Genomic DNA, 24,321 nt, shown 5'->3' on the forward strand with positions numbered 1-24,321 from the left:
ATGGGACATCACGTCATCAAGATGCCGGACATCGGCGAAGGCATCGCCGAAGTCGAAGTGATCGCCTGGAAGGTCGAAGTCGGCGGCCAGGTTGCCGAAGATCAGGTCGTGGCCGAGGTCATGACCGACAAGGCCATGGTCGAGATCCCCTCGCCCGTCGCGGGCACCGTGGTTTCGCTGGGCGGCAAGCCCGGCGAGATGATGGCCGTCGGCAGCGAGCTGATCCGCCTCGAAGTCGAAGGCGCCGGCAATGCCGCGTCTGCCGGCGCGCCGGCTGCGGCCAAGCCCGCAGACGCCGCTGCCGAACCCAAGGCCGAAGCGCCGAAGCCGGCAGCCGACGCCAAGCCCGCGCCGGCTGCTGAAGCCAAGCCTGCTGCCGCGCCTGCGAAGACCGCGGCATCTGCACCGGCTGCCAAAAGTGATGCACGCGGCGCGGTCACCAACAGCGTGCTCGCGGCCGGCGAACAGCCGCTGGCTTCGCCCGCCGTGCGTCGCCGCGCTTGGGATCTGGGCATCGAACTGCGCTACGTGCCGGCGACCGGTCCGGGTGGCCGCATCCTGCACGCCGACCTCGACGCCTACGCCGAAGCCGGCGGCAAGGCGCAGCCGGTCGGTGGTGGCGCGGGCGGCAGCAGCTATGCGCGTCGCACCGGCGAAGAGCAGGTGCCGATCATGGGCCTGCGCCGCAAGATCGCGCAGAAGATGCAGCAGTCGTGGTCGAACATTCCCCACATCACCTATGTGGAAGAAATCGACGTTACCGAGGTCGAGGCGCTGCGCGCCAAGCTCAACGACCGCTGGGGCAAGACGCGCGGCAAACTGACCCTGCTGCCCTTGCTGGCACGCGCGGTGGTGCTGGCTGCACGCGACTTCCCGCAGATGAACGCCCGGTTCGACGACGAAGCCAACATCGTCACCCGCTACGAGGGCGTGCAGCTCGGCATCGCGACGCAGAGCGCGGTGGGCCTGTCGGTGCCGGTGATCGCGCATGCCGAATCGCTGGACCTGTGGCAGACCGCGGCCGAGATCGGCCGTCTCGCCGCCGCCGTGCGCGAAGGCAAGGCGACCCGCGATGAGCTGTCCGGTTCGACGATCACCATCAGCAGCCTCGGTCCCGTTGGCGGCGTGGTGTCGACGCCGATCATCAATCACCCGGAAGTGGCGATCGTCGGCGTCAACCGCATCATCGAACGTCCGATGTTCCGCGAAGGCCAGGTCGTCGCCCGCAAGCTGATGAACCTCTCGTCCTCGTTCGACCATCGCATCGTCGACGGCATGGACGCGGCCGAGTTCGTGCAGGCCATCCGTCAGCGCCTGGAAACCCCTGCACTGCTGTTCGTGGAGTAATCGATGTCCAACACCATTGAAACCCAGCTGCTGGTCATCGGCGGCGGTCCCGGCGGATACATCGCCGGCATCCGCGCCGGCCAGCTCGGCGTCAAGACCATCGTCGTCGAAGGCGTCAATCCGGGCGGCACCTGCCTCAACATCGGCTGCATTCCGTCCAAGGCGCTGATCCATGCCGCCGAGGAATTCGCCAAGGTTGCCAGCTACGCGGCCGGCACGTCCCCACTCGGCATCAGCGTGCAGACACCGGCGCTGGATCTGGCCAAGACCGTCGAGTGGAAGGCCGGCATCGTCAAAAAGCTCACCGGCGGCGTGAGCGCGCTGCTGAAGAAGAACGGCGCGCAACTGGTCAAGGGCTGGGCGACGATCGTCGACGGCAAGACCGTCGAAGTCGCCGGCGCTGGCGAGGACGGCGGCACGCTGCGCATCAAGTGCGAGCACCTGCTGCTGGCGACGGGTTCCGACGTCGTCGAGCTGCCGTTCCTGCCATTCGGCGGCAAGGTGATCTCCTCGACCGAAGCGCTCTCGCCGACGTCGCTGCCCAAGCATCTGATCGTCGTCGGAGGCGGCTACATCGGCCTGGAACTCGGCACTGCCTATCGCAAGCTCGGCTGCGAGGTCACCGTGGTCGAAGCGCAGGACCGCATCCTGCCGGCCTACGACAATGAGCTGACCAAGCCGGTTGCGACCCACCTGCAGAAGGCAGGCGTCAAGGTGCTGACCAGCCACAGCGTGCTCGGCCTGAGCGATGGCGGCGCGCTGCGCGTGCGCGATCCCGACGGCACCGAACTCACGCTCGATGCGGACCAGATCCTGGTCGCGGTGGGCCGTCGTCCGAAGACGGACGGCTTCAACCTCGAATCGCTGGGGCTCGATCTCGCCGGCAAGGCGATCAGGATCGACGACCAGTGCAAGACCTCGATGCGCAACGTCTGGGCGATCGGCGATGTCGCCGGCGAACCGATGCTCGCGCACCGCGCGATGGCGCAGGGCGAACTCGTCGCCGAGATCGTCAGCGGCAAGAAGCGTCATTTCATGCCGGCGGCGATTCCGGCCGTGTGCTTCACCGATCCGGAAGTCGTCGTCGTCGGCCTGTCGCCGGACGAAGCCAAGGCGCAGGGCATCGACATCAAGACCTCGATGTTCCCGTTCGCCGCCAACGGCCGCGCGATGTCGCTGGAATCGACCGACGGTTTCGTACGCGTGGTCGCGCGCGCAGGCGATCACCGCATCCTCGGCTGGCAGGCCGTCGGCGTGCAGGTCTCCGAACTGTCGATCGCATTCGTGCAGTCGATCGAGATGGGTGCAACGCTCGAAGACATCGCCGGTACCATCCACCCCCACCCGACGCTGGGCGAAGCCGTGCAGGAAGCCGCACTCCGCGCACTCGGCCACGCCCTGCACATCTGAGTCCCGCGCATGACTGACGCCACGTTCCCCACCTTCCACCATGTCCCCTCGCAGCAGGCACGCGAGCAGGCCGATCGCGAGAAGATCCTCGCCGATCCCGGTTTCGGCGTGCATTTCACCGATCACATGGTCGCCATCGACTGGACCGTCGAGGACGGCTGGCACGACGCGCACGTGCGGCCTTACGGTCCGCTGACGTTCTCGCCCGCCGCCGCAGTGCTGCACTACGGCCAGGAAATCTTCGAAGGCATGAAGGCGTTCCGTCATGCCGACGGTTCGGTGTGGACCTTCCGTCCGGAGTCCAACGGCCGTCGCCTGCAGCATTCGGCCCGCCGCATGGCGCTGCCGGAACTGCCGGTGGATCTGTTCGTCGAGTCGATCAGGCAACTGGTCAAGACCGATGAAGCCTGGGTGCCGGGCGGTGGCGAATCGAGCCTGTACATCCGGCCCTTCATGATCGCCAACGAGGATTTTCTCGGCGTGCGCCCGGCGCGTCGCGTGGCCTATTACGTGATCGCCAGCCCCGCCGGCGCCTACTTCAAGGGCGGCATCAAGCCGGTCTCGATCTGGCTCTCGCGCGACTACGCACGTGCCGGCCGCGGTGGCACCGGTTCGGCCAAGTGCGGCGGCAACTATGCGTCGTCGCTGCTGCCGCAGCGCGAGGCCGTCGAGAACGGTTGCGCGCAGGTGCTGTTCCTCGATGCGGAAACCAATACGTACGTCGAAGAACTCGGCGGCATGAACGTGTTTCTCGTGCAGCGCGACGGCAGCGTCATCACGCCGTCCCTGACCGGCAGCATTCTCGAAGGCATCACCCGCGACAGCGTGATCCAGCTGCTGCGCGATCGCGGCCACACCGTGACCGAGCGCCGCGTCGAGATCGCCGAGTGGATCGAAGGCGTGCGCTCGGGCGAAATCGCCGAGGTCTTCGCCTGCGGCACCGCGGCGAGCATCTCGCCGATCGGCGTGCTCAAGGGCGCCGATTTCAGCGTCGGCGACGCGGACGCGCAGCCGGGCGAGGTGACGATGGGCATCCGCAAGGATCTGCTCGACATCCAGTACGGCCGCGCGCCGGACCGGCATGGCTGGCTGACGCGCCTGGTCTGATCCATCGCGTCAGATGTGACGGAAACGGCCCGCATTGCGGGCCGTTTTCTTGTGGCTGAAAGCACCGGGGAACACGCCGGATCTGGATGGATGCAACCGGTCGAGCGGTGCGAGAGACGCGCAAGGCGTTCGACCTGCGGACTTCCGATCAGCCGGTCACCACGCCGGTCTGCAGCCGCATCCCATCCGCTTCGCGCCGTGCCGCACGCGACGTGAGCGCGGCCGCGACCATGCACGCGATCAGCAGTCCTGCGCTCGCGAAGAACGTGATCCGATAGCCCGCGCTGTCGAACAGCAAGCCGCCCAAAGTCGCGCCGGAAGCGATCGCCAGTTGCACCGCGGCGACCATCAGACCGCCCGCCGATTCGCTGTCGTGCGGCAGCGTGCGCGCCAGCCACGTCCACCAGGCAACGGGCGCGGCCGTTGCGAACAGCCCCCAGCATCCCAGCAGCAACGCAGTCATCAGAAGCCGGTTGCCGGTCAGTGCCAGCGCGATGGCGATGCCGGCCATCAGCAGCGGCAGGAGCGCCAGCGTCGTGTACATGCCGCGCCGGATGAAGGGCTCGATCACCAGCGTGCCCACGACGCCTGCGACGCCGAGCAGCAGCAACAGCATGGACAGCGTGCCGACCTCGACGTGCGCGACGGTCTCGAGGTACGTGCGCACGTAGGTGTAGAGCGCGAACTGCCCCATGAAGAACAGGCTGACGGCGACCATGCCCCACGTCACTGTCGGGCGCCGCAGCAGCGCAAGCACATTCCACGCGGGGCGCACGGCGGTGGCCGGCATCGGCGGCAGCGTGATCGCTTTCCAGACGAAGGCGACCAGTGCGAGCGGCACGAGCGACAGGAACGCGCCGCGCCAGCCCACGATCGCGCCGAAGTAGCTCCCCAGCGGCGCCGCCAGCACCACCGCCAACGCATTGCCGCCGTTGACGAGCGCCAGTGCGCGCGGCACCTGGTGCGCGGGCACGAGTCGCATCGCCGTCGCCGCGGACATGGACCAGAAGCCGCCGATCGCCACGCCGATGAGCGCGCGGCCGATCATGAAAACGGGATAGGTCGATGCGAGTGCGGCCAGCGTGCCCGAGGCCACCATGACCAGGGTGAGCCCGAGCAGCAGCCATTTGCGATTGAGGCGGTCAGCGAGCGGTGCGATGAGCAGGCTGGTCACGAGTGCGAACGCGCCCGACACCGCGATGGCGCGCCCCGCCTGCCCTTCCGTCACCTGCAGGTCGACGGCGATCGGCGTCAACAGGCTGACCGGCATGAACTCGGCGGCGACGAGGGCGAACGCACCGAGCGACAGCGCGAGCACGGCCGCCCACTCGCGGCGGCCGGCGTTCCGGATTTCAGGAGACATGCAGAGGATTCCGTCGGAGAGCAGACAGCCACGGACGCGGAGCTTGGGCGTCACGGGCTGCGCCGCATGACGCCGCGACCGGCGCCCCGCGGCGAGGTGTCAAAGCGTGGCCGCGAGGCTCACTCGAGACCGTCGCGGAAGAACGTCGTCAGTGCATCGAACGGAATCAGGTCGACGCGGTCGTAGAGATCCACGTGGCTCGCGTCCGGCACCACCAGCAACCGCTTCGGCTGGCCGGCGCGACGATAGGCGTCCTCGCTGAACTCGCGCGAGTGCGCACTGTCGCCGGTGATGAACAGCATCGGCCGCGGCGAGATCGTGTCGATGTCGTTGAACGGGTAGAAGTTGAGGAACTTCAGATTGCTGGTGAGCGTGGGATGCGTGGTCGTTTCCGGCGAAGCGCTGGCAGGCGTGAACGCACCGCGGGGCGTTCGGTAGAAATCGTAGAACTCGCGCTCGATCGGCGTGGACTTCGCGTCCAGCGCATGCACGCTGCCACTGGTGTAGCGCGTCGGGCCGCCCGCGAACTCCACATCGCGTTGTGCGATGGCCTCGGCGATCGCGGCCTTGCGTTGCTCGACGCTCACGCCGTTGCGCAGTCCCTGCCGGTTCGCTGCGCCCATGTCGTACATGCTGACGGTCGCGATCGCGCGGATGCGCGGATCGATCTTCGCCGCGCTGATCACGAAGCTGCCACTGCCGCAGATGCCGATCGCGCCGATGCGGTCGGCATCGACGAACGTCTGCGTGCGCAGGAAATCGACGGCTGCACTGAAGTCTTCGGCGTAGATGTCGGGCGACACCGCGTTGCGCGGTTCGCCCGCGCTTTCGCCCCAGAACGACAGATCGATCGAGAGCGTGACGAATCCCTGCTCGGCCATCTTCGCCGCGTAGAGGTTCGCGCTCTGTTCCTTGACCGCGCCCATCGGATGCCCGACGACGAGGGCCGCGTGACGGCGGCTTCGATCGAGCGTCTTCGGCACATGCAGATTGCCGGTGACGGTCATGCCGTACTGGTTCCGGAATGTGACCTTCCGGATGTCCACTGCATCGCTGACGTAGAAGTTGTCGGCGCCGCGGGACAGATCGGCGGCGGAGACGTGGGCGGGACTGGCCAGCAATGCTGCCGCCAGTGCGAGGGGTGCCAGCGGCGCGAAGCGTCGGCTCATGGTGTGCTCCATTGGAGGTCGGCGCTCAGGCGGCGAGCGTGGTGGTGTCGATGACGAAGCGGTACTTCACATCGCCGGCGAGCATGCGTTCGTAGCTCGCGTTGATCTGGTCTGCGTCGACCAGTTCGATGTCCGAGACGATGTCGTGCGCTGCACAGAAATCCAGCATTTCCTGCGTTTCGGCGATGCCGCCGATCATCGAACCCGCGATCGAACGCCGCTTCATGATCAGGTTGAACACCTGGGGCGATGGATGCGGCGATGCGGGCGCGCCCACCAGTGCCATCGTGCCGTCGCGCTTCAACAGCACCAGGAACGCATCGAGGTCATGCGGTGCCGCGACAGTGTTGAGGATGAAGTCGAAGCTCTTGGCATGCGCGGCCATCTCGTCCGCATTGCGCGACACGACCACCTCGTCGGCCCCCAGCGCTCTGGCGGCATCCCGCTTCGATTCCGACGTGGTGAACGCGACCACGTGCGCGCCCATCGCATGCGCCAGCTTGAGGCCCATGTGACCGAGCCCGCCGATGCCGACGACACCAATTTTCTTGCCGGGACCCGCGTTCCAGTGGCGCAGCGGCGAATAGGTCGTGATGCCGGCGCAGAGCAGAGGCGCGACTGCCGCCAACTGCGCATCGGGATGGCGGATGCGCAGCACGTAACGTTCGTGCACGACGATCTGCTCGGCGTAGCCGCCCAACGTATGTCCCGGCGCGTCGGCTGTCGGGCTGTTGTAGGTGCCGACCATGTGATCGCAGTAGTTCTCCAGATCGTCCCCGCAGTCCGCGCAATCGCGACAGCTGTCGACGATGCAGCCGACGCCGACGAGATCGCCGATCGCAAACCCGGTGACGTCGGAACCGACCGCCGCCACGCGACCTACGATTTCGTGGCCCGGTACGCACGGGAACATCGTGCCGGCCCACTCGGCACGCGCCTGGTGCAGATCGGAGTGACAGATGCCGCAGAAGGCGATGTCGATCTGGACATCGTGGGCGCCTGGTGCGCGGCGGCTGATCCGGAGCGGTTCGAGCGGGCGGTCGCCCGAAAGCGCGCCGTAGGCATTGATCGACATGGCGTGGTCCTGTCGGTGAAGAGGTGGCCATCCTCTCCGGCACGCGCCCGGTGGCGGTATTGCATTCCGCTGGGTTTCTTGCCTGATCCGATGCAACTGCCCGCGTTTCCGACAACCGCAGTCTGGCGGCGCGCTAGAGTTCCGCCTGCCATCGGAGCCCCCATGACCACCTATCCCGCCCCTGCCCGCCCTGCCTCACCGGCGCAGTCGATCGCGCGCATCGTCGAGTCGCACCTGCCGCACACGGGCGATTACGGCACGGCGATTCCTGGTCTGGGCCTGTTCCGGCGCAATGCGATTGCAGCGCCGGTCGTGTGCATGGTTCCGCCCAGCATCGTGCTGGTGGCACAGGGTGCCAAGCAGATGTGGGTCGGCGGGACGGGCTATCCGTACGACGTGTCGCGCTTCCTCGTGACGTCGCTCGATCTGCCGGCCAACTCGGAAGTCACTGCAGCCACTGCCGCGCAGCCCTGCGTGGGGCTGACCCTGAAGCTCGATCTGCGGATGCTCGCCGAACTGGTCGCCCAGGGTGGCTTTCCGGCAGGTGCAGCAAGGCCCGTCGGCACCGGCGTGGGGATCGGCACCGCGACGCCCGCGTTGCTGGACCCGTTCGCCCGTCTGGTCGCATTGCTGGAAGAGCCCGATGCGATTCCTGCGCTGGCGCCCTTGATCCAGCGCGAAATCCACTACCGTCTGCTGCTGAGCGACCAGGCGGCGCGGCTGCGGCAGATCGCGTCCGTCGACAGCCACAGCCACCGCGTCTCGCGGGCGATCGACTGGCTGAAGCTGCACTACGCCGAAGCGGTGCGGATCGAGGATCTCGCCGCACGCGTCCAGATGAGTGCGCCGACCTTCCATCAGCACTTCCGCCAGCTGACCGCGATGAGCCCGCTGCAGTACCAGAAGTGGCTGCGTCTCAACGAAGCCAGGCGCCTGATGCTCAACGAACATGCCGACGCCGCAAGTGCAGCGTTCAAGGTCGGCTACGAGAGCCCCTCGCAGTTCAGCCGCGAATACGGCCGTCTGTTCGGCGCGCCGCCGAAGCGCGACATCGCCTCGCTCCGCAGCCAGGACGTGGCTGGATGACGCCATGAGGGCGCGCCTGCCGCCCGGAAAGATGCGAGGCCCCGAGCTGCGGGGCCTCGCGACAGCCATCAGTCTTCCGGCGTCATCAGTGTGTCGATGAGGAAGCTCATGCGCAGCGCCATCAGTTCCGGATTGCGCAGCGCGTCGCTGACGCCGTGTCCGCCCTCCTCGTCTTCGTAGAAGTAGGTCGGTGCGCCGACGTCCATCAGACGATGCGCGAATTTGCGCGCGTGGCCGGGGCCGACGCGGTTGTCCTCGGTCGAGATGGTGACGAGGAACGGCGAATACTCGGTCCCGCTGCGGACGTTCTGGTACGGCGAGTAGCCGAGCATGGCCTGCGCCTGCGCCGGCACATCGGGATCGCCGTACTCGTTCATCCAGGCAGCGCCCATACCCATATGGCGCATGCGGATCAGGTCGGTCAGCGGCACGTCACTGACGATCGCCGAGAACAGGTCCGGACGCTGCGTACCGAGGGTCGCAGCCAGCAGGCCACCGTTCGACATGCCGAACACGCCCACGTGCCCCTTCGCGCTCACGCCGCTGTCGATCAGATGTTCGGCGACGGCGATGAAGTCGTCATAGGAGTTCTGACGCTGCTCGCGGAGTGCCGCCTGGTGCCAGGCCGCGCCGCGCTCGCCACCGCCGCGGATCGCAGGAATCGCAAGCGCGCCGCCCTTCTCGAGCCACAGCTTCAATGCAGGGCCGCCGACGACCCCATCGAAATAGCCGGGGCGGAACGACAGTCCGAACGCGCCGTATCCGGTCATCAGCAACGGGTACGGGCCCTTGGCCGGCGAGCTTGGGCGCAGCAGGAAGTAATCGACCACCGTGCCGTCCTTGGACGTCGCGGTGCCCACTTCACTGACGAAGCGGCTCGCGTCGATCAGGGACGGATCCTGCGCCAGCAGCTGGCGTGCGCCGTCGGCCTTCTGCACGGACTGGGTGCGCGGCGTCACGAAGCCCGCGACTGCGGACATCACGCCGCCGCTGTCATGGGCACCGCTGCTCACCGTGACCGAATCGCCGGGCGCGGCCTCGAACACATCGCGTCCCTGCCAGCCGGACGCGGTGTATTCGAACGCCATGACTCGCTGGCGCAGATCGCGGTTGAGCACCACATACACGTGCGATCCATCCGACGCCACGCCGCTGAGCGCACTGTCGAGGAATTCGCCTGCGGCAGGCGCATAGACCTGGGTGACACGGCGATCGGTCGGCGTCGCGGGATCGACGTCGTAGGCCAGCAACGCTTCGGCCTTGTAGGGCTTGCCTTCGATCTGCGCATCTTCCGCAAGCTGCACGAGGACGTGGCGATCGGTCGTCGCCAGGACGCCGAAGGGCTTGAGCTTCTGCGGCAGCGGCGCGTCGTGTGTCTCACCCGACGCGTCGAGCACTGTCGACGCGAACGTCGAGTAGTCGATCGCCCGCGTGATCACCGCGATCGGACCGTCGCCGGTCTGCACGACGTTCGCCTGGATGATCGCGTCCGAAGGCTGGCCCTCGAATACGGTTTTCGCGTTCGCGAGCGGCTGTCCGCGATTCCAGATCTGGTACGCCACCGGCCAGCCGGCGATCGTCTTCGGCGCATCGCCCAGTGCGTGTGCGACGAGAATCTGGTCCGCACTCATCCAGTTCGCGAACGCGCGCGTCTTCGGAACGCGGAATCCGGCATCGACGAAATCGGCCTTTGCCAGATCGAATTCGCGGATCTCGACTTCGTCGCCACCCGCGGGCGACAACCGCAGCAGACAGCGAACATAGGCCGGCGCCAGGCAGCTGCTGCCCATGTCGTAGGCCTGCAGCTCGAACGGAATGCCCTCCTTCTCGCGCAGCGCAGCCACGTCGAGCACGGTGGTCCATTCGCCGGTGGCCCCGGAGGCATCCTGCGGGCTGGTCTGCAGCAGGCCGTAAGGATGCGAGGCATCACGGAACACCCGTGCGGCACGGGTGCCGAGCAGGAAGCGGTCGGCTTCGACCGGCGGCTGTGCCAGTACCGTATCGAGCGCATTGCGCAGTGCCGCATGCGACGGCAGTGCGGACAGCCGTGCCTTGGTCTGCTGCGTTGCCTCGCGCGCCCATTCGAGCGCGCGCGTGCCGTGTGGATCTTCCAGCCACTGGAGATCATGGTCGGCGTGTGCGGCCGCGACGAAGCCCTGCGACACGATCGCCAGTGCGATCAGTCCGGAACGTAGTGAGTTGTGCATGGTGTGATCTCCGTGGATCAGTAGTCGTAGCGCAGCAGCACGCCGAAGGTGCGCGGCTGCAGACGGTCGGCGGGGCCGAAGCGAACGAAGGCACCGTCGGCATCCAGTTCGGTCGCCCCGCGTGCGTTGATGGCGCCCTTCTCGTTGGTCAGATTGCTTCCGTAGAGATAGGCGGCCCAGCCGGCCGGCGATTCCAGGCCGGTGCGCAGGTTGAGCTGCGTCAGCGCATCACCGGGCGTGCCGGTGGTGAGCGAGGTCTCGCGCGCCGAGCTGTAATTGACGTAGCCGCTGACGGTGCCGCGCAGCTGCTCGCCGATGTCCCAGCCGTACGACGCCGACGCGTGCAGCGTGGTCTTGGGCACGTTGTAGACCGCTGTTCCCTTGTTGAGCGGCGTGTTCGGCACGTCTTCCGAATACACCGCATCGATCCAGCTGCCGCCGACCTGCAGCATCACTGCCTGGTTGGGCTGATAGACGAGGTTGAGCTCGACGCCGTTGGTCGTGGTGCCGTCGGAGTTCGCCAGACCGTTGATCTGCGGGGTGATCGGCACGCGCACGGCCACTTTGTCCCAGTTGCTGCGGAACACCGCGCCTTCGAGCAGCACCTTGCCATCGGCCAGAGTCGTTTTCGCACCCAGCTCGTAGGTCACGATGGTGTCGGCGTCGATGACCGACGGCAGATCCACACCGAACTGCTGCGCCAGCAGGATCGAGCTGATCGGCTGCAGCTGCGCGGAGCGGAAGCCCTTGGCGGCACTCACGTAGATCGTCGCGTTCTCGGCCGGCTTCCACGACAGGCTCAGGCGCGGATTCCAGCTGTCGAAGGTGCCGTTCAAGGTCGACACGCTGCCGTCGCTTCCGACGTCGATCGCGTCGATCTTGTCCTCGAAGTAACGCAGGCCCGCGGTCAGCGACCACGCGGGATCAGGCAGCTCTGCCGTGACTTCGCCGAAGACGGCCTGCGCCTTGTTGGTCTGCCGCGAGTTGCTGCTGATGATGCCCGGAATCTCGATCGCATCGATGCGCTCGGCATCGCGTTTGTAATAGCCGACCGTCCAGTCGATTGCGCGCTCGCCGGTGGACGCCCAGCGCAGCTCGTGGGTGCGGATGCCCATGTCGATCTCGGCGGTCAGCGTGAGGCCGCCGCCGAGCGCGCCGTCCTGCGGATAGTGGATGTTGCCGTCCGAGAACGCGTAGACGATCTGCGAGTCTTCGAAGTCGTAGACGCTGGTCAGGCTCTTCGAGTCCCAACTGTTGTCGCTCGCCAGGAACGAGTTGTTGGTCATGTCGTCGTAGGCGGTGTTGCTCGCCGCCGTGCTGTCGTTCTTGTATTTCCAGTAGGCGAGATCGATGTTCCAGCGATCGGTCGGTGCGAAGCGCAGCTTGCCGCGGAAGGTGCGCACGTCGCTGTCGTTGACGTCCTGCGCGCCGGTGACCGAGTCGTCGATCCAGCCCGGCGTGTGCTCGTCGGTCGCAACGATGCGCAGCGCGAGGCGGTCGTCGACCAGCGGCACGTTGACGTAGGCCTTGGCGCCGCGGCCGTTGCCGCCGTCCTTGACCGTGGACGCATCCAGTTCCACGCCAGCGGCAAAACGGTCGAACTCCGGCTTGCGGGTCAGGATGCGGACGGTGCCGCCCATCGAACCTTCGCCGAACAGCGTGCCCTGCGGGCCTTTCAGGATCTCCACGCGATCGATGTCGAACGAACGCGTATCCGGGTACCACGGCACAGTGACGCCGGTGAACGGGGTTTCGTCGACGTAGTAACCGTTGTCGTTGCCGCCGAGCGAACTCGACACGCCGCGGATCTGCACCTGGGTGAAACCGCCGCCGTTGTCGATCGAGGACGCGCCCGGCGTCACGTTGATTACATCCACGACATTGCGCAGACCCATCGCGTCGATCTGTTCGCCGGTCACGGCGGTGATCGCGATCGGCACGTCGAGCTGGCGCTCGTCGCGTTTGCGCGCGGACACGATCACCGTGCCGAGCGTGGTGGCTTCATCACTCGACGGCGTCGCCCGCCCGGACGCGGTGTCCTGTGCATGGGCGGCCGGCACGCACAGCAATGCGGCGACGATGGCGAGGCTGAGACGGTGACGCGGGCTTTCTGGAATGAGGCAGGCAGACACGGCGGACTCCGGTGGACACAGCGATGGGCCGTCCCTGCGCACGGGTCGCGCAGGATCGGATTCAGAAGCTGTGACGAACCAGGAGGTGGAAAGTGAAATGGAATTCGTGCAAAGGCGCTCAGTAGCTGTATTGCACTTCCAGACCGAGGCTCCTCGGCCGCAGGCGCGTGGCCTGTACGAAACTGCTGCGGCCGTCGATCGCGCCGTCCTCGTTGGTGACGTTGTCGACGTAGAGCGACATGCCCCATCGGATCGATTCCAGGCCGATGCGCACGTCGAGGGCGGTGATCGGATCGCCGCCGTCCATGCGACCCAGCAGCCCCGTGCGTCGACGCGAATGATGTTTGACGGTCCCTGCGATGCTCGCGAGGTGGCGGCCGAACGGCCAGCTGTAACGTGCTGTGCCGGCGAGACTGACCTGCGGCACGTTGTATACGGGAGCACCACGCCGGATCGGCGTGTCGACGACGTCGGCGCTGTAGCGGGCATCAACGAAGGTCGCGCCGGCACTCAGGTCCAGGCGTTCGTCGGGTTGGAAACGCAGCTCGAGTTCCGCGCCGTGGATGCGCGCGCCGTCGGAATTGGCCAGTGCATTGTTGGCGTCGTCGATCGGCACGCGCACGGGCAATCCGTGCCAGCGACTGCGGAAGAGCGCACCCTGCAGACGCCAGCGACCATCCTGCAGCAATCGTTTGAATCCGATTTCGTGCGACACCAGCCGATCCGGATCGAGATGATCGGCGACGGCGATGCCGGCCGCACGCGCGTAGACGCGGCTGCTGACCGGCTGGGCCAGACCGGAGCGGAAGCCGGTACTCGTGCTCGCGTACACCAGGCCTGATGCCGGCAGATGCCAGCCCAGGCTCACGCGCGGAATCCACCGGTCGCTGCTCGCCCGGATCTCGCCTGCATCGGGTTCATTCGACACGAGCGCGCGTGCCTGCGCATCCTCGCGGAAGTAGCGCAGACCCGCGCCGATCGACCAGCGCGCCGCCTGCGGGTGCAGCGTGGCGTCGCCGAACACGGCATCCGCGCGATTGCGCACCGTTTCGTCGAACGCGGTGTCGTTGATCGCGATCCAGTCCCGGCGTATCGCATCGCGACGCGAGATGCCCGCCTGCCAGTCCAGATTGCCACCCCCGAGCGACGCCCACCTGAGCTCCAGGTTCCGCGATTCGATGCGGATGTCGTCGGACAGCGCGGTCGTCGGTGTGAGGTCGCCTGCGATCCGCGTGTCCAGGACGGCCCGCGAACCCAGCAGGGTCAGTCGGGAATGCGGCAGCACCCGTTGCGTCGAGAGGCTCGCGCTGTTCCAGGCCGTTCTGTTCGCGAGACGCAGGCTCGATGCCAACGTGTCGTCGGCTGCGTAATCCCCACCCGGCGCATCGGTCTGCGCGTGCACGACGTTGAGATCGGTCAGCCAGCGGTCGTCCGGTGACCAGCGCAGCCGGACGCGTTCGGTCCGGATGCGTTGTTCGTTGATGTCGCGTGTTCCGTCGGCGGCATCGACCCATCCGGGCAGCACCTCACGGGTGACCACCGCGCGCATCGCAAGCGTGTCCCGCACCAGGGGAAGGTTGCCCATCGCGCGGACCGAGCCGCCACTGCCGCCGCTCTGCGTACTGACCAGTCCGGTCTGCAGGGTGGCCCGCATGCGTTCCATCTCGGGCGCGCGGGTGAGGATGCGCACGGTGCCGCCCATGGAGCCTTCACCAAACAGGGTGCCCTGCGGGCCCTTGAGAATCTCCAGGCGCTCGACATCGAAGATGCGCGTATCGGGATGCCACGGCACCGTGACCCCGGTGAACGGCAGATCGTCGAGGTAATAGCCGTTGTCGTTGCCGCCCAGCGAACTGGAGACGCCGCGGATCTGGATCTGGGTGAACGCCGCGCCGGCATCGATCGCAGTCACGCCGGGCACCAGTGCGAGCGAGGCCGCCACGTTCTCGATGCCCTGTGCAGCGAGGTCACGGCCATCGAGAACGGACACCGCCATCGGTACGTCGATCCAGAGTTCGTCGCGGCGACGCGCCGATACCACGACGTGCGCGAGATTCTGGGTGGACGGCGGCGACACCGGCACGGCCGGTGCTGCCGGTTTCGCACCGGGCGATGCATCGGCACGCAGGATGGTGACCACGCCGTCCGGCATCAGGGAAAACGTGTAGCCCGTGCCCGTGAGCAGCCTCGACAGCGCCGCGCGCAGCGACATCACACCGCTGACTTCGCCGCTGTGCCGCGCCTGGTCCAGATCGCCCGAGGCCGCCAGCTGCACATCCGCCTGCTGCGCGAGCATGAGCAGCGCTTCGTCGAGCCGTTGCGCCGGGACGCAGAACAGCAGACGCGTCTCGCTCTCTTCAGCCGCCGCTGGCGCCGACAGTGCGCACACCAGCGCTGCGGCCAGAAGCCCCAGCCCTGCCCGCTTGCGAAGCGCCGCGTACGCGCATGCGGCGCGTGTGCGCCCGGGCGTGTGACGATGCTTCGAAACGGGCAAAGGCGATCTCTCAGTCCACGCCGCTACCCGAGGTGTCCGGACTGCGGTGCGATCCATTGTTCGCATCTGCGTCGCGTGACAGCAAGACCACATCCGCACCGCGCACCACGCGGAACCCGACCGAACGGGCCAGCCCGTCGAGCCAACGGTCGACGCCGCCCAATTCCCAGCGCCCCGTCACCTTCATGTCGCCGAACGCCGGATCCTGCAACTGCACCGGCACGCGGGAGTAGCGGTTGAGATCGGCGATGACGTTGGCCAGCCGCTCGCCCTGATAGACCACGGTGCCGCCGCGCCAGGCAGTGGACAGCTCCGCATTGATGCCGCGTGGCGGTTCGAGACCCTGTGCGACCCGGAAATCCACGCGCTGTCCTGCGGTCGCTTCGAATCCGGTGCCGGGATCTGTTCCCGACGATTCGCTGACGCGCACCCGGCCCTGCAGCACGGTCACCGCGATATCACCATCGGCGCGATGTCCCACGGCGAATCGCGTGCCCAGTACCCGCGTCTGCACGGCGCCGGCATCGACGAAGAACGGCCGCTGCGGCGCATGCGCGACATCGAAGAACGCGGTACCACGCTGCAGCTCGACGCTGCGCCGGTCGTCTGCATAGCGGACAACCACTTCTGTGCCGGCGTCCAGATCGAGCGTGGACCCGTCGTCCAGCGCGATGTGGCGTCGCTCGCCGATGCCGGTCGCGTAATGGAGCACGGCCGCGTCCTGTGGCTGCAGCAGATGCACCGCGCCGGCGACAACGGCCAGGGATGCGGCGAGGCCCACGGCCCAACGCAGGACACGCGGTCGGCGCGATCGCCGGCGTCCGGCAGATGCCGCAGGAACCGGCGCAGGCCCGGCATGCCGCTCGCGCGCCTGCAGCAGGTTGCCGGAATCCAGCCCGCCTGCGGCATCCCACAAGGCGCCGACCTCTTCGAAGGCCGCCGCATGCTCGGGCGATGCAGCGATCCAGTGGCCGAACGCCATGAGCTCGGTGTCGAGCAGATCATCGTCCTGCAGGCGCACCAGCCATTCGCTGGCCTCGCGCACCACAACGCGGCGCCGCTCAGCGGTCGTGTCAGTCATCGGATCCCTCCCGTCCCTCGGTGATGCCTTCCAGGCGTAGCTGGCAATGCGCCAGCGCTCGTGCAACATGAATTCGGATCATGCGTTCGGTCAGTTGGAGGCGCGCGCCGGCCTCGGCAAAGCTGAGCTGCTCCACCCGGACCAGACGGAACGCCTCGGCGCAATTGAAGGGAAGCTCGGCCAGCAGCGCCGGCAGGCGCGCCACGGCCTGCGCTGCGCCGGCCGCCCGCTCGGGGTTGGCGGCGGGGTCGGCATGGAACTCCAGCACGTCCGGCGCGCTGCGTTCGGTGTAGGCACGACGGCGCAGCAGATCGGTGGCGAGGTTCTGGGCGATGCGGAACAGATAGGCACGGTGGAAGCCGATGGCCGCGTCCGGGCCGAGGCTCAGCAGCTTGGCGTAGGCCTCCTGGGCGACGTCGCGCGCATCGTCGTAGGAGTGCAGCCGCACCTGGAGCATCCGCACCAGTGACTGGTTGAACGCGCGCACCAGATGCTCGGCATCGCCCCGCGGTTGCGGGCCGTCGGGCGGATCCGGGTGGAGGACGGGATCGTCTTGATCGTGCATGGACACATCAACGAACCAGGGGCCCGAAAGTGAAATGCCCCGGGATGGCGCATCGTGGCACGTTGGGCGGCCGCTCAGCTTGGCGGTGCGCTCGTCGATGATCCGGGTGAAGCCCATCCGATTCGAATTGCCGGCATCGGAAGCTGCCCCTGTGATGCGCACCTGCCGAGATCACCCCGCCCGCGAGAAGCTTTGATTGACAGACTGCCGAGTCGGCCCGACGCTCGTCGCCATGAAACCAGATATCGACGCGCTCAGCCTCCGCGAGCTCGATGCATTGTTGGCCGCCGCCGAGCGACGCAAGGCGGTGCTGTCACGCCGTCGACCTGTCGCGGTCGTCCGCGCCGAACTGATCGCGTTCGTGCTTTCCCAGGGCTACGCGATCGAAGAACTCATCGACGCCGCGCCTCCGGGTCCCGTCGCCGCCAGGCGCGCGAAGAAGGGCAAGCGGGCGAAGGTCGCGGCGAAGTATCGCGATCCGCAGAACAGGCGGAACACCTGGTCCGGCCGTGGCCGCATGCCACGCTGGCTGGCGGAAAAGACCAAGCGCGGACAGAGCGCCGCGGACTTCCTCATTCCAGGCCTGGCCCGGCCGACTGCGAAGAAGAGCAGTCCGATCGGTCAGCGGACCGTCTTCAAGCAGGGCTGAGTCAGGGCTGCGACCGGTCGCGTCAGCCCGGATCAGCCCGCCGCGTTCGCCAGCGCCACCGTCGCCAGCTTGCTGGCCGGCTTGCGCCCGAGCTCGCCGCTGATCCACACCGCCGTGTTGGTCACGGCCTGCAGGTCGACGCCGGTGCGCAGCCCCAGTCCGTCGAGCATGTACAGCAGATCCTCGGTGGCGAGGTTGCCGCTGGCGCCCTTCGCGTAGGGGCAGCCGCCGAGCCCGCCGACCGCGCTGTCGACCACGCGCACGCCGGCTTCCAAGCACGCCAGCACGTTGGACAGCGCCTGGCCGTAGGTGTCGTGGAAGTGCACCGCGAGCTGCGTCATCGGAACGGTCTGCGCGCAGGCCAGCAGCATCTCGCGCGCCTTGGCCGGCGTGCCGACGCCGATGGTGTCGCCGAGCGAGATCTCGTCGCAGCCCATCGCGTGCAGGGCCTCGGCCACGCGCACCACGTCGACCAGCGGCACGTGGCCCTGGTACGGGCAGCCGAGCACCGTGGACACATAACCGCGTACCGAGACGCCCGCAGCGCGTGCCTGCTCGACGACCGGCTTCAGCCGCTCGAGCGAGCCGTCGACGTCGATATTGGTGTTCTTGAGGTTGAACGCATCCGAGGCCGCGGTGAACACGGCGATGTGCCGCACGCCGGCGGCCAGCGCACGTTCCAGACCCTTCGCATTGGGTACCAGCACCGGATAGGCCACGCCGTCGCAGCGCTGGATGCCGGCGAGCACGTCTTCGGCATCAGCCAGCTGCGGCACCCACTTCGGGCTGACGAAGCTGGTGGCTTCGACGACCTGGAAACCGCAGGTGGACAGCCGGTCGATCAACGCGATCTTGGTCGCGGCCGGCACCAGTGCCTTCTCGTTCTGCAGGCCGTCGCGCGGACCGACCTCGACGACGCGGATGAAATCACTCATGCCGCGGACTCCGCATCGCCTTCGACGAAATCGACCAGCACGGCGCCATCGGCCACCAGGTCGCCCTGTTTCGCGAGGAACGCCTTGACCACGCCGTCGTGCGGCGCCTGCAGCGTGTGTTCCATCTTCATCGCTTCCATCACCAGCAGCGGCGTGCCCTTGGTAATCGGCGTGCCGACCGGCGCCAGCAGTTCCACGATGCGGCCCGGCATCGGCGCGATCACCGCGCCGGCGTGCGCTTCCGCGCCGGCGTGTCGATGCAGCGGGTCGACGTGTTCGAACACGAAGCGGTCTTCGCCGCGATACAGGACCACCTGCGCGCCCTGCACCAGCACGTCAACATTGCGACGCACGCCGTCAAGGGCGGCGGTCAGCGTCGGTGCGGTCCATTGGAAGCTGACAGGACTGGCCGCCTCGCCGTCGAAGCCGATGCGCAGGCCGTCGTGGTCCTCACGTACCGCGATGCGGCGGTGTTGTCCGTTCGCCGACAACTCGATGAAGCGTGCGGCGTGGGTGTCGAGGCGCCAGCCGTCGGCGATTGTCCACGGAGAAGCGACCTTCACCCCTGCTCCTCTCCCGGAGGGAGAGGGATTGGAAGTCGCGTCGTCTTTCGCCGACTGGGATTGCGCCCAGAACCCGAGCGCGGCCAGCATCCACGCCGCTTCGTCGGCCTCTGGCAGCGGCGCGAGCAGCGTGTCGATCTCGCGTGCAACGAGTCCGGTATCCAAGCGCGCAGCAGAGAAATCCGCCTGGCGCGCGAGACGGCCGAGGAACACCGCATTCGTCGTCACGCCGACGACGCGCACCGCATCGATGGTCTGACGCAGACGCTGCAGCGCACGCGGACGGTCCTCGTCCCAGACGATCAGCTTGGCGATCATCGGGTCGTACCACGGGCTGATCGCGTCGCCCCGCTCCACGCCGGTGTCGATGCGCACATGCGCGCTCGCTTCAGGGAATTGCATGACCTGCAGCGTGCCCGTCGACGGCAGGAAGCCTTTGAGCGCGTCTTCTGCATACAGACGCGCTTCGATCGCATGGCCGTGATGGTGGATCTGGTCCTGGCGCAGCGGCAGCGCCTGGCCGGCGGCCGCGCGCAACTGCCATTCGACGAGATCGATGCCGGTGACCAGTTCGGTGACCGGATGTTCGACCTGCAGCCGGGTGTTCATTTCCATGAAGTGGAAATCGCCGCCCTCGCCGACGATGAATTCGATCGTGCCGGCGCCGATGTAATCCACTGCGCGCGCGGCGGCCACTGCTGCCTGCGCCATCGCCTCGCGCTGCGCGCCGCTCAGTTCGGGCGCGGGCGCTTCTTCCAGCACCTTCTGATGCCGGCGCTGTACCGAGCAGTCACGCTCGAACAGATGCACCACGTTGCCGTGGCTGTCGCCGAAGACCTGCATCTCCACGTGGCGCGGTCGCACGATGTAGCGCTCGATCAGCACGCGCGCATCGCCGAACGCACTCTCGGCCTCGCGCTGGCACGACAGCAGCGCCGCCGCGAAGTCCTCGCGCTTTTCGACCAGACGCATGCCCTTGCCGCCACCGCCGGCGCTGGCCTTGATCAGCACCGGGTAGCGGATGTCGTCGGCCTGCTGCTGCAGGAACGCGGGATCCTGGTTGTCGCCGTGATAGCCCGGCGTCACCGGCACGCCGGCGGCCTGCATCAGCGCCTTGGCTTCGCGCTTGTCACCCATCGCCTGGATCGATGACGGCTTCGGGCCGATGAAGACCACGCCGGCATCGGCGCAGGCCTGCGCGAATGCCGCGTTCTCGGAGAGGAAGCCGTAGCCGGGGTGGATCGCCTGCGCGCCGGTGCGGCGTGCGGCGTCCAGCAGCTTGTCGGCGCGCAGATAACTCTCGCGCGCAGCCGATGGTCCGATGTGCACGGCTTGATCGGCCAGACGCACATGGCGCGCATTGCGATCGGCGTCGGAGTACACCGCCACGGTGCGGATGCCGAGCCGGCGACAGGTCGCGATGATGCGACACGCGATCTCGCCACGATTGGCGATCAGCACGGTGTCGAACAGCGCGCCTTCGGAAATTCCAGTGGTCATCGGGCGTCCTTTGCGCGGCGTGCGGACAGGAAGGCGTCCAGCCGCTCGCGAGCTTCGTCGGTAGCGCGGATGCCGGCGATGCGCGCGGCGGTGTCGGCGATCAATGCATCCCCGATGGTCTGGCCATCGAGATCGCGGATCAGCCGCTTGGATTCGGCCTGCGCATTCGGGCCGCCCAGCGCCAGCGCCTGCACCAGCGTGTCGATCGCGGCGTCGAGCGCGTCGTCGGCGACGAGCTCATGCACCAGTCCGATCTCGTAGGCCTTCGCCGGCTGGATCAGCTCAGCGGTCAGAAAATAGCGCGCGGCCTGGCGCGGACCGATCGCGCGCAGCACGTACGGGCCGATCGTCGCGGGAATCAATCCGAACTTGACCTCGGATGTCGCGAACACAGCCTTGTCGCTGGCGACCGCGATATCACAGGCGGCGACGAGGCCCAGCCCGCCACCGATCGCCGCGCCATGCACGCGCGCGATCGTCGGCTTCGGCAGTTCCGCCAGGCGACGCAACATGCGCGCCAGCGCTTCGGCTTCGTCGCGGTTGCGCGCGACGTCGTAGTTGGCCGCGCGGCGCATCCAGTCGAGATCGGCGCCGGCCGAAAAACTGCGGCCGCGTCCGGCGAGCACGACGACGCGCACGCTGTCATCGGCGCCCAGCGTCTGCAGGCCGCGATCGATCGCATCGATCAGGTGTTCGTCGAACGCGTTGTGACGCTCGGGTCGATCCATCCACAAGGTCGCCACGGCGCCGTTGCGTTCGATTTCGATATTCGGTGTGTCGGTCATTGGGTGTCCTCGTCGCGCCCGGTCACATCCGGAAGATGCCGAACTTCGTCTCTTCGTTCGGTGCGTTCAATGCCGCCGACAGGGCCAGCCCCAGGGCGCGCCGGGTCTTGGCCGGATCGATGATGCCGTCGTCCCACAGTCGTGCGCTGGCGTAATACGGATGCCCCTGCTGCTCGAACTGCTCGCGGATCGGCGCCTTGAACGCGTCCTCGTCTTCCGCTGACCACGTGCCGCCCTTGGCTTCGATGCCGTCGCGACGCACGGTGGCCAGCACACCGGCCGCCTGTTCGCCGCCCATCACCCCGATGCGGGCGTTGGGCCACATCCACAAAAAGCGCGGCGAATACGCACGGCCGTTCATGCCGTAATTGCCGGCGCCGAAACTGCCGCCGATGACGACCGTGAACTTCGGCACCTTCGCGCAGGCGACCGCGGTCACCAGCTTGGCGCCATCCCGCGCGATGCCGCCGTTCTCGTACTTCTTGCCGACCATGAAGCCGGTGATGTTCTGCAGGAACAGCAGCGGAATGCCGCGCTTGGCGCACAGCTCGACGAAGTGCGCGCCCTTTAGCGCGCTCTCGGAGAACAGGATTCCGTTGTTGGCGACGATGCCGATCGGATAGCCGTGCAGATGCGCGAAGCCGGTCACCAGCGTGGTGCCGTAGCGCGCCTTGAACTCGTCGAAGCGCGAGCCGTCGACCAGCCGCGCGATCACCTCGCGCACGTCATACGGTTTACGCGTATCGGCCGGAATCACGCCATAGAGTTCTTCGGCCGGATACGCCGGTTCTTCCGACGCCTGCGTCAGCAGCTCGCCCTGCTTGCGCCAGTTGAGCGAGGCCACGATGTCGCGGACGCGCGCCAGCGCATCGAGATCGTCTTCGGCGAAGTGATCGGCCACGCCCGAGATGCGCGTGTGCACGTCGGCGCCGCCCAGCGATTCGGCGTCCACTTCCTCGCCCGTCGCCGCCTTCACCAGCGGCGGGCCGCCGAGGAAGATCGTGCCCTGTTCCTTGACGATCACCGTCTCGTCGCTCATCGCCGGCACGTAGGCGCCGCCGGCGGTACACGAGCCCATCACGCAGGCGATCTGCGGAATGCCCTGCGCCGAGAGATTGGCCTGGTTGTAGAAGATCCGGCCGAAATGGTCGCGGTCGGGGAACACCTCGTCCTGCATCGGCAGGAAGGCGCCACCGGAATCGACCAGATAGATGCACGGCAGACGATTCTGCTGCGCGATCTCCTGCGCACGCAGATGCTTCTTCACCGTGATCGGGTAGTAGGTGCCACCCTTCACCGTCGCATCGTTGGCGACGATCATGCATTCGACGCCGCTGACCAGACCGATGCCGGCCACGACACCCGCGCTGGGCACCTCGCCGCCGTACATGCCGTGCGCTGCCATCGGCGCGACCTCGAGGAACGGCGCGCCGGGATCGATCAATGCATCGATGCGATCGCGCACCAGCAGCTTGCCGCGCTTGCGGTGCTTCTCGCGCGCCGCTTCGCTGCCGCCCTGGGCGATGCGCGCATGCGTGGCGCGCAGATCGTCGAGCGCCGTCTGCATCGCGGCGGCATTGGTCTGGAAACTCTCACCGGCCGGGTCGATCCGGCTCTGCAGGATGGCCATCGGTGCTCCTTCAGCTGGTCTGGCGGAACAGTTCGCGGCCGATCAGCATGCGCCGGATCTCCGACGTGCCCGCGCCGATTTCGTAGAGCTTGGCGTCGCGCCACAGGCGGCCCACCGGGTACTCGTTGATGTAGCCGTTGCCGCCCAGCGCCTGGATCGCCTGCCCGGCCAGCCACGTCGCCTTCTCTGCGGCATAGAGGATCACGCCCGCGGCGTCCTGACGGGTGATCTTGCCGGCGTCGGCGGCCTTCGCCACCGCGTACACGTAGGCGCGGCAGGCGTTGTAGGCGACATACATGTCGGCGACCTTGCCCTGCATCAGCTGGAAATTGCCGATCGCCTCGCCGAACTGGCTGCGCTCGTGCACGTACGGCAACACCGCATCGAGACCCGCGGCCATCAGCCCGAGCGGGCCGCCCGACAGCACCAGGCGTTCGTAATCGAGACCCGACATCAGCACCTTGACGCCGCCACCGACCTCGCCGAGCACGTTCTCGACCGGCACCTCGCAATCCTCGAACACCAGCTCGCAGGTATCCGACGAGCGCATGCCGAGCTTGTCGAGCTTCTGCGCGGTCGAGAAACCCTTGAACCCCTTCTCGATGATGAAGGTGGTGATGCCCTTCGGGCCGGCATCCGGATCGGTCTTGGCGTAGACCACCAGCACGTCGGCGGTCGGGCCGTTGGTGATCCACATCTTGTTGCCGTTGAGCACGTAGCGGTCGCCGCGCAGTTCCGCGCGCAGCTTCATGCCCACCACGTCCGAACCCGCGCCCGGCTCGCTCATCGCCAGCGCACCCACGTACTCGCCGCTGCACAGCTTCGGCAGGTACTGCTGCTTCTGCGCCTCGCTGGCGTTCTTGCGCAGCTGGTTGAGGCACAGATTGGAGTGCGCGCCGTAGGACAGACCGATGCCGCCCGAGGCCCGCGAAATCTCCTCCATCGCGACCACGTGGGCCAGATAGCCCAGGCCCGTGCCGCCGTATTCTTCCTCGACCGTGATGCCCAGCAGACCCTGCGCGCCGAGCTTGGTCCACAGCGCGTGCGGGAACTGGTTGGCCTCGTCGGCATGCGTGGCGAGCGGCGCGATCTCCTGCGCGGCGAAGTCCTGCACGGACTCGCGGATCATCTCGATCTCTTCGCCGAGTTGGAAATCGATGGACGGAATACGCATGCTGGACTCCAGGTTCCCGGGGACGACGACCCGCATGGCATCGCGCCTG

18 protein-coding genes are annotated in these 24,321 nt (G+C 67.4%); 5 read left to right on the forward strand and 13 right to left on the reverse strand.

From position 1 onward, the window contains the following. Genes V3391_RS04970 through V3391_RS04980 form a run of 3 tightly spaced genes read left to right on the forward strand, consistent with a single transcriptional unit; the run spans position 1 to position 3,864 of the window. Positions 1–1,347 (forward strand): dihydrolipoamide acetyltransferase family protein, encoded by a 1,347-nt coding sequence (locus V3391_RS04970; RefSeq protein WP_332077293.1) that lies wholly within the window; start codon positions 1–3, stop codon positions 1,345–1,347. Positions 1,348–1,350: 3 nt separating this feature from the next. Further along, entirely contained in the window at positions 1,351–2,757 is a 1,407-nt protein-coding gene (lpdA, locus tag V3391_RS04975; protein ID WP_332077294.1) for a dihydrolipoyl dehydrogenase, read from the forward strand. A 9-nt stretch (positions 2,758–2,766) separates the two neighbouring features. Then, entirely contained in the window at positions 2,767–3,864 is a 1,098-nt protein-coding gene (locus V3391_RS04980) for a branched-chain amino acid aminotransferase (RefSeq protein ID WP_332077295.1), read from the forward strand. A 148-nt stretch (positions 3,865–4,012) separates the two neighbouring features. Here V3391_RS04980 and V3391_RS04985 read toward each other — a convergent pair whose 3' ends face one another. From V3391_RS04985 to V3391_RS04995, 3 genes are all read right to left on the reverse strand, one after another. Beyond that, positions 4,013–5,227 (reverse strand): MFS transporter, encoded by a 1,215-nt coding sequence (locus tag V3391_RS04985; protein WP_332077296.1) that lies wholly within the window; start codon positions 5,225–5,227, stop codon positions 4,013–4,015. Positions 5,228–5,346: 119 nt separating this feature from the next. Continuing rightward, on the reverse strand, positions 5,347–6,396 hold the full coding sequence (locus V3391_RS04990; protein ID WP_332077297.1) for an alpha/beta hydrolase: 1,050 nt from the start codon (positions 6,394–6,396) through the stop codon (positions 5,347–5,349). Positions 6,397–6,421: 25 nt separating this feature from the next. Continuing rightward, positions 6,422–7,471, reverse strand: coding sequence for an NAD(P)-dependent alcohol dehydrogenase (locus tag V3391_RS04995; RefSeq protein WP_332077299.1), 1,050 nt, complete (start codon positions 7,469–7,471; stop codon positions 6,422–6,424). A 162-nt stretch (positions 7,472–7,633) separates the two neighbouring features. Here V3391_RS04995 and V3391_RS05000 point away from each other — a divergent pair, with 162 nt between their 5' ends. Then, a complete protein-coding gene (locus V3391_RS05000) occupies positions 7,634–8,557 on the forward strand; it encodes an AraC family transcriptional regulator (protein ID WP_332077300.1) in 924 nt (307 codons plus the stop codon). Between the two features lie 68 nt (positions 8,558–8,625). On the opposite strand, the gene V3391_RS05005 is transcribed toward V3391_RS05000, so the two are convergent. The 5 genes from V3391_RS05005 to V3391_RS05025 all read right to left on the reverse strand — a co-directional run bounded on the left by V3391_RS05005 (position 8,626) and on the right by V3391_RS05025 (position 17,153). After that, positions 8,626–10,764 carry a prolyl oligopeptidase family serine peptidase gene (locus tag V3391_RS05005; RefSeq protein WP_332077302.1) on the reverse strand — a complete coding sequence of 713 codons (2,139 nt, stop codon included), beginning with the start codon at positions 10,762–10,764 and terminating at the stop codon, positions 8,626–8,628. Positions 10,765–10,781: 17 nt separating this feature from the next. Continuing rightward, positions 10,782–12,896 (reverse strand): TonB-dependent receptor, encoded by a 2,115-nt coding sequence (locus tag V3391_RS05010; RefSeq protein WP_332077303.1) that lies wholly within the window; start codon positions 12,894–12,896, stop codon positions 10,782–10,784. A gap of 118 nt (positions 12,897–13,014) precedes the next feature. Then, positions 13,015–15,285 carry a TonB-dependent receptor gene (locus V3391_RS05015; protein WP_332077304.1) on the reverse strand — a complete coding sequence of 757 codons (2,271 nt, stop codon included), beginning with the start codon at positions 15,283–15,285 and terminating at the stop codon, positions 13,015–13,017. A 115-nt stretch (positions 15,286–15,400) separates the two neighbouring features. Continuing rightward, a complete protein-coding gene (locus tag V3391_RS05020) occupies positions 15,401–16,471 on the reverse strand; it encodes a FecR family protein (RefSeq protein ID WP_332077305.1) in 1,071 nt (356 codons plus the stop codon). Further along, positions 16,464–17,153 (reverse strand): RNA polymerase sigma factor, encoded by a 690-nt coding sequence (locus tag V3391_RS05025; protein ID WP_332077306.1) that lies wholly within the window; start codon positions 17,151–17,153, stop codon positions 16,464–16,466. The genes V3391_RS05020 and V3391_RS05025 overlap by 8 nt, the downstream gene beginning before the upstream one ends. Positions 17,154–17,313: 160 nt before the next feature. On the opposite strand from V3391_RS05025, the gene V3391_RS05030 reads away from it, so the two are divergent. Continuing rightward, positions 17,314–17,685, forward strand: a complete 372-nt coding sequence (locus V3391_RS05030; protein WP_332077307.1) for an H-NS histone family protein — start codon at positions 17,314–17,316, stop codon at positions 17,683–17,685. 32 nt (positions 17,686–17,717) lie between these two features. On the opposite strand, the gene V3391_RS05035 is transcribed toward V3391_RS05030, so the two are convergent. The 5 genes from V3391_RS05035 to V3391_RS05055 are packed head-to-tail and all read right to left on the reverse strand — an operon-like array spanning position 17,718 to position 24,272. Then, positions 17,718–18,620: a hydroxymethylglutaryl-CoA lyase gene (locus V3391_RS05035; protein WP_332077308.1), complete on the reverse strand. Its 903-nt coding sequence runs from the start codon at positions 18,618–18,620 to the stop codon at positions 17,718–17,720. Then, the gene (locus tag V3391_RS05040) at positions 18,617–20,683 is read right to left on the reverse strand and encodes an acetyl/propionyl/methylcrotonyl-CoA carboxylase subunit alpha (RefSeq protein ID WP_332077309.1); all 2,067 of its coding nucleotides are present in this window, start codon (positions 20,681–20,683) and stop codon (positions 18,617–18,619) included. The genes V3391_RS05035 and V3391_RS05040 overlap by 4 nt, the downstream gene beginning before the upstream one ends. Then, entirely contained in the window at positions 20,680–21,468 is a 789-nt protein-coding gene (locus V3391_RS05045; protein ID WP_332077310.1) for an enoyl-CoA hydratase-related protein, read from the reverse strand. The genes V3391_RS05040 and V3391_RS05045 overlap by 4 nt, the downstream gene beginning before the upstream one ends. 22 nt (positions 21,469–21,490) lie before the next feature. Further along, positions 21,491–23,098 (reverse strand): carboxyl transferase domain-containing protein, encoded by a 1,608-nt coding sequence (locus V3391_RS05050; RefSeq protein ID WP_332077311.1) that lies wholly within the window; start codon positions 23,096–23,098, stop codon positions 21,491–21,493. Between the two features lie 10 nt (positions 23,099–23,108). Beyond that, positions 23,109–24,272, reverse strand: coding sequence for an isovaleryl-CoA dehydrogenase (locus V3391_RS05055; RefSeq protein WP_232135147.1), 1,164 nt, complete (start codon positions 24,270–24,272; stop codon positions 23,109–23,111). Between the last annotated feature and the right edge of the window lie 49 nt (positions 24,273–24,321).

This window comes from Luteimonas flava, assembly GCF_036584485.1.
Classification (GTDB): domain Bacteria; phylum Pseudomonadota; class Gammaproteobacteria; order Xanthomonadales; family Xanthomonadaceae; genus Luteimonas; species Luteimonas flava.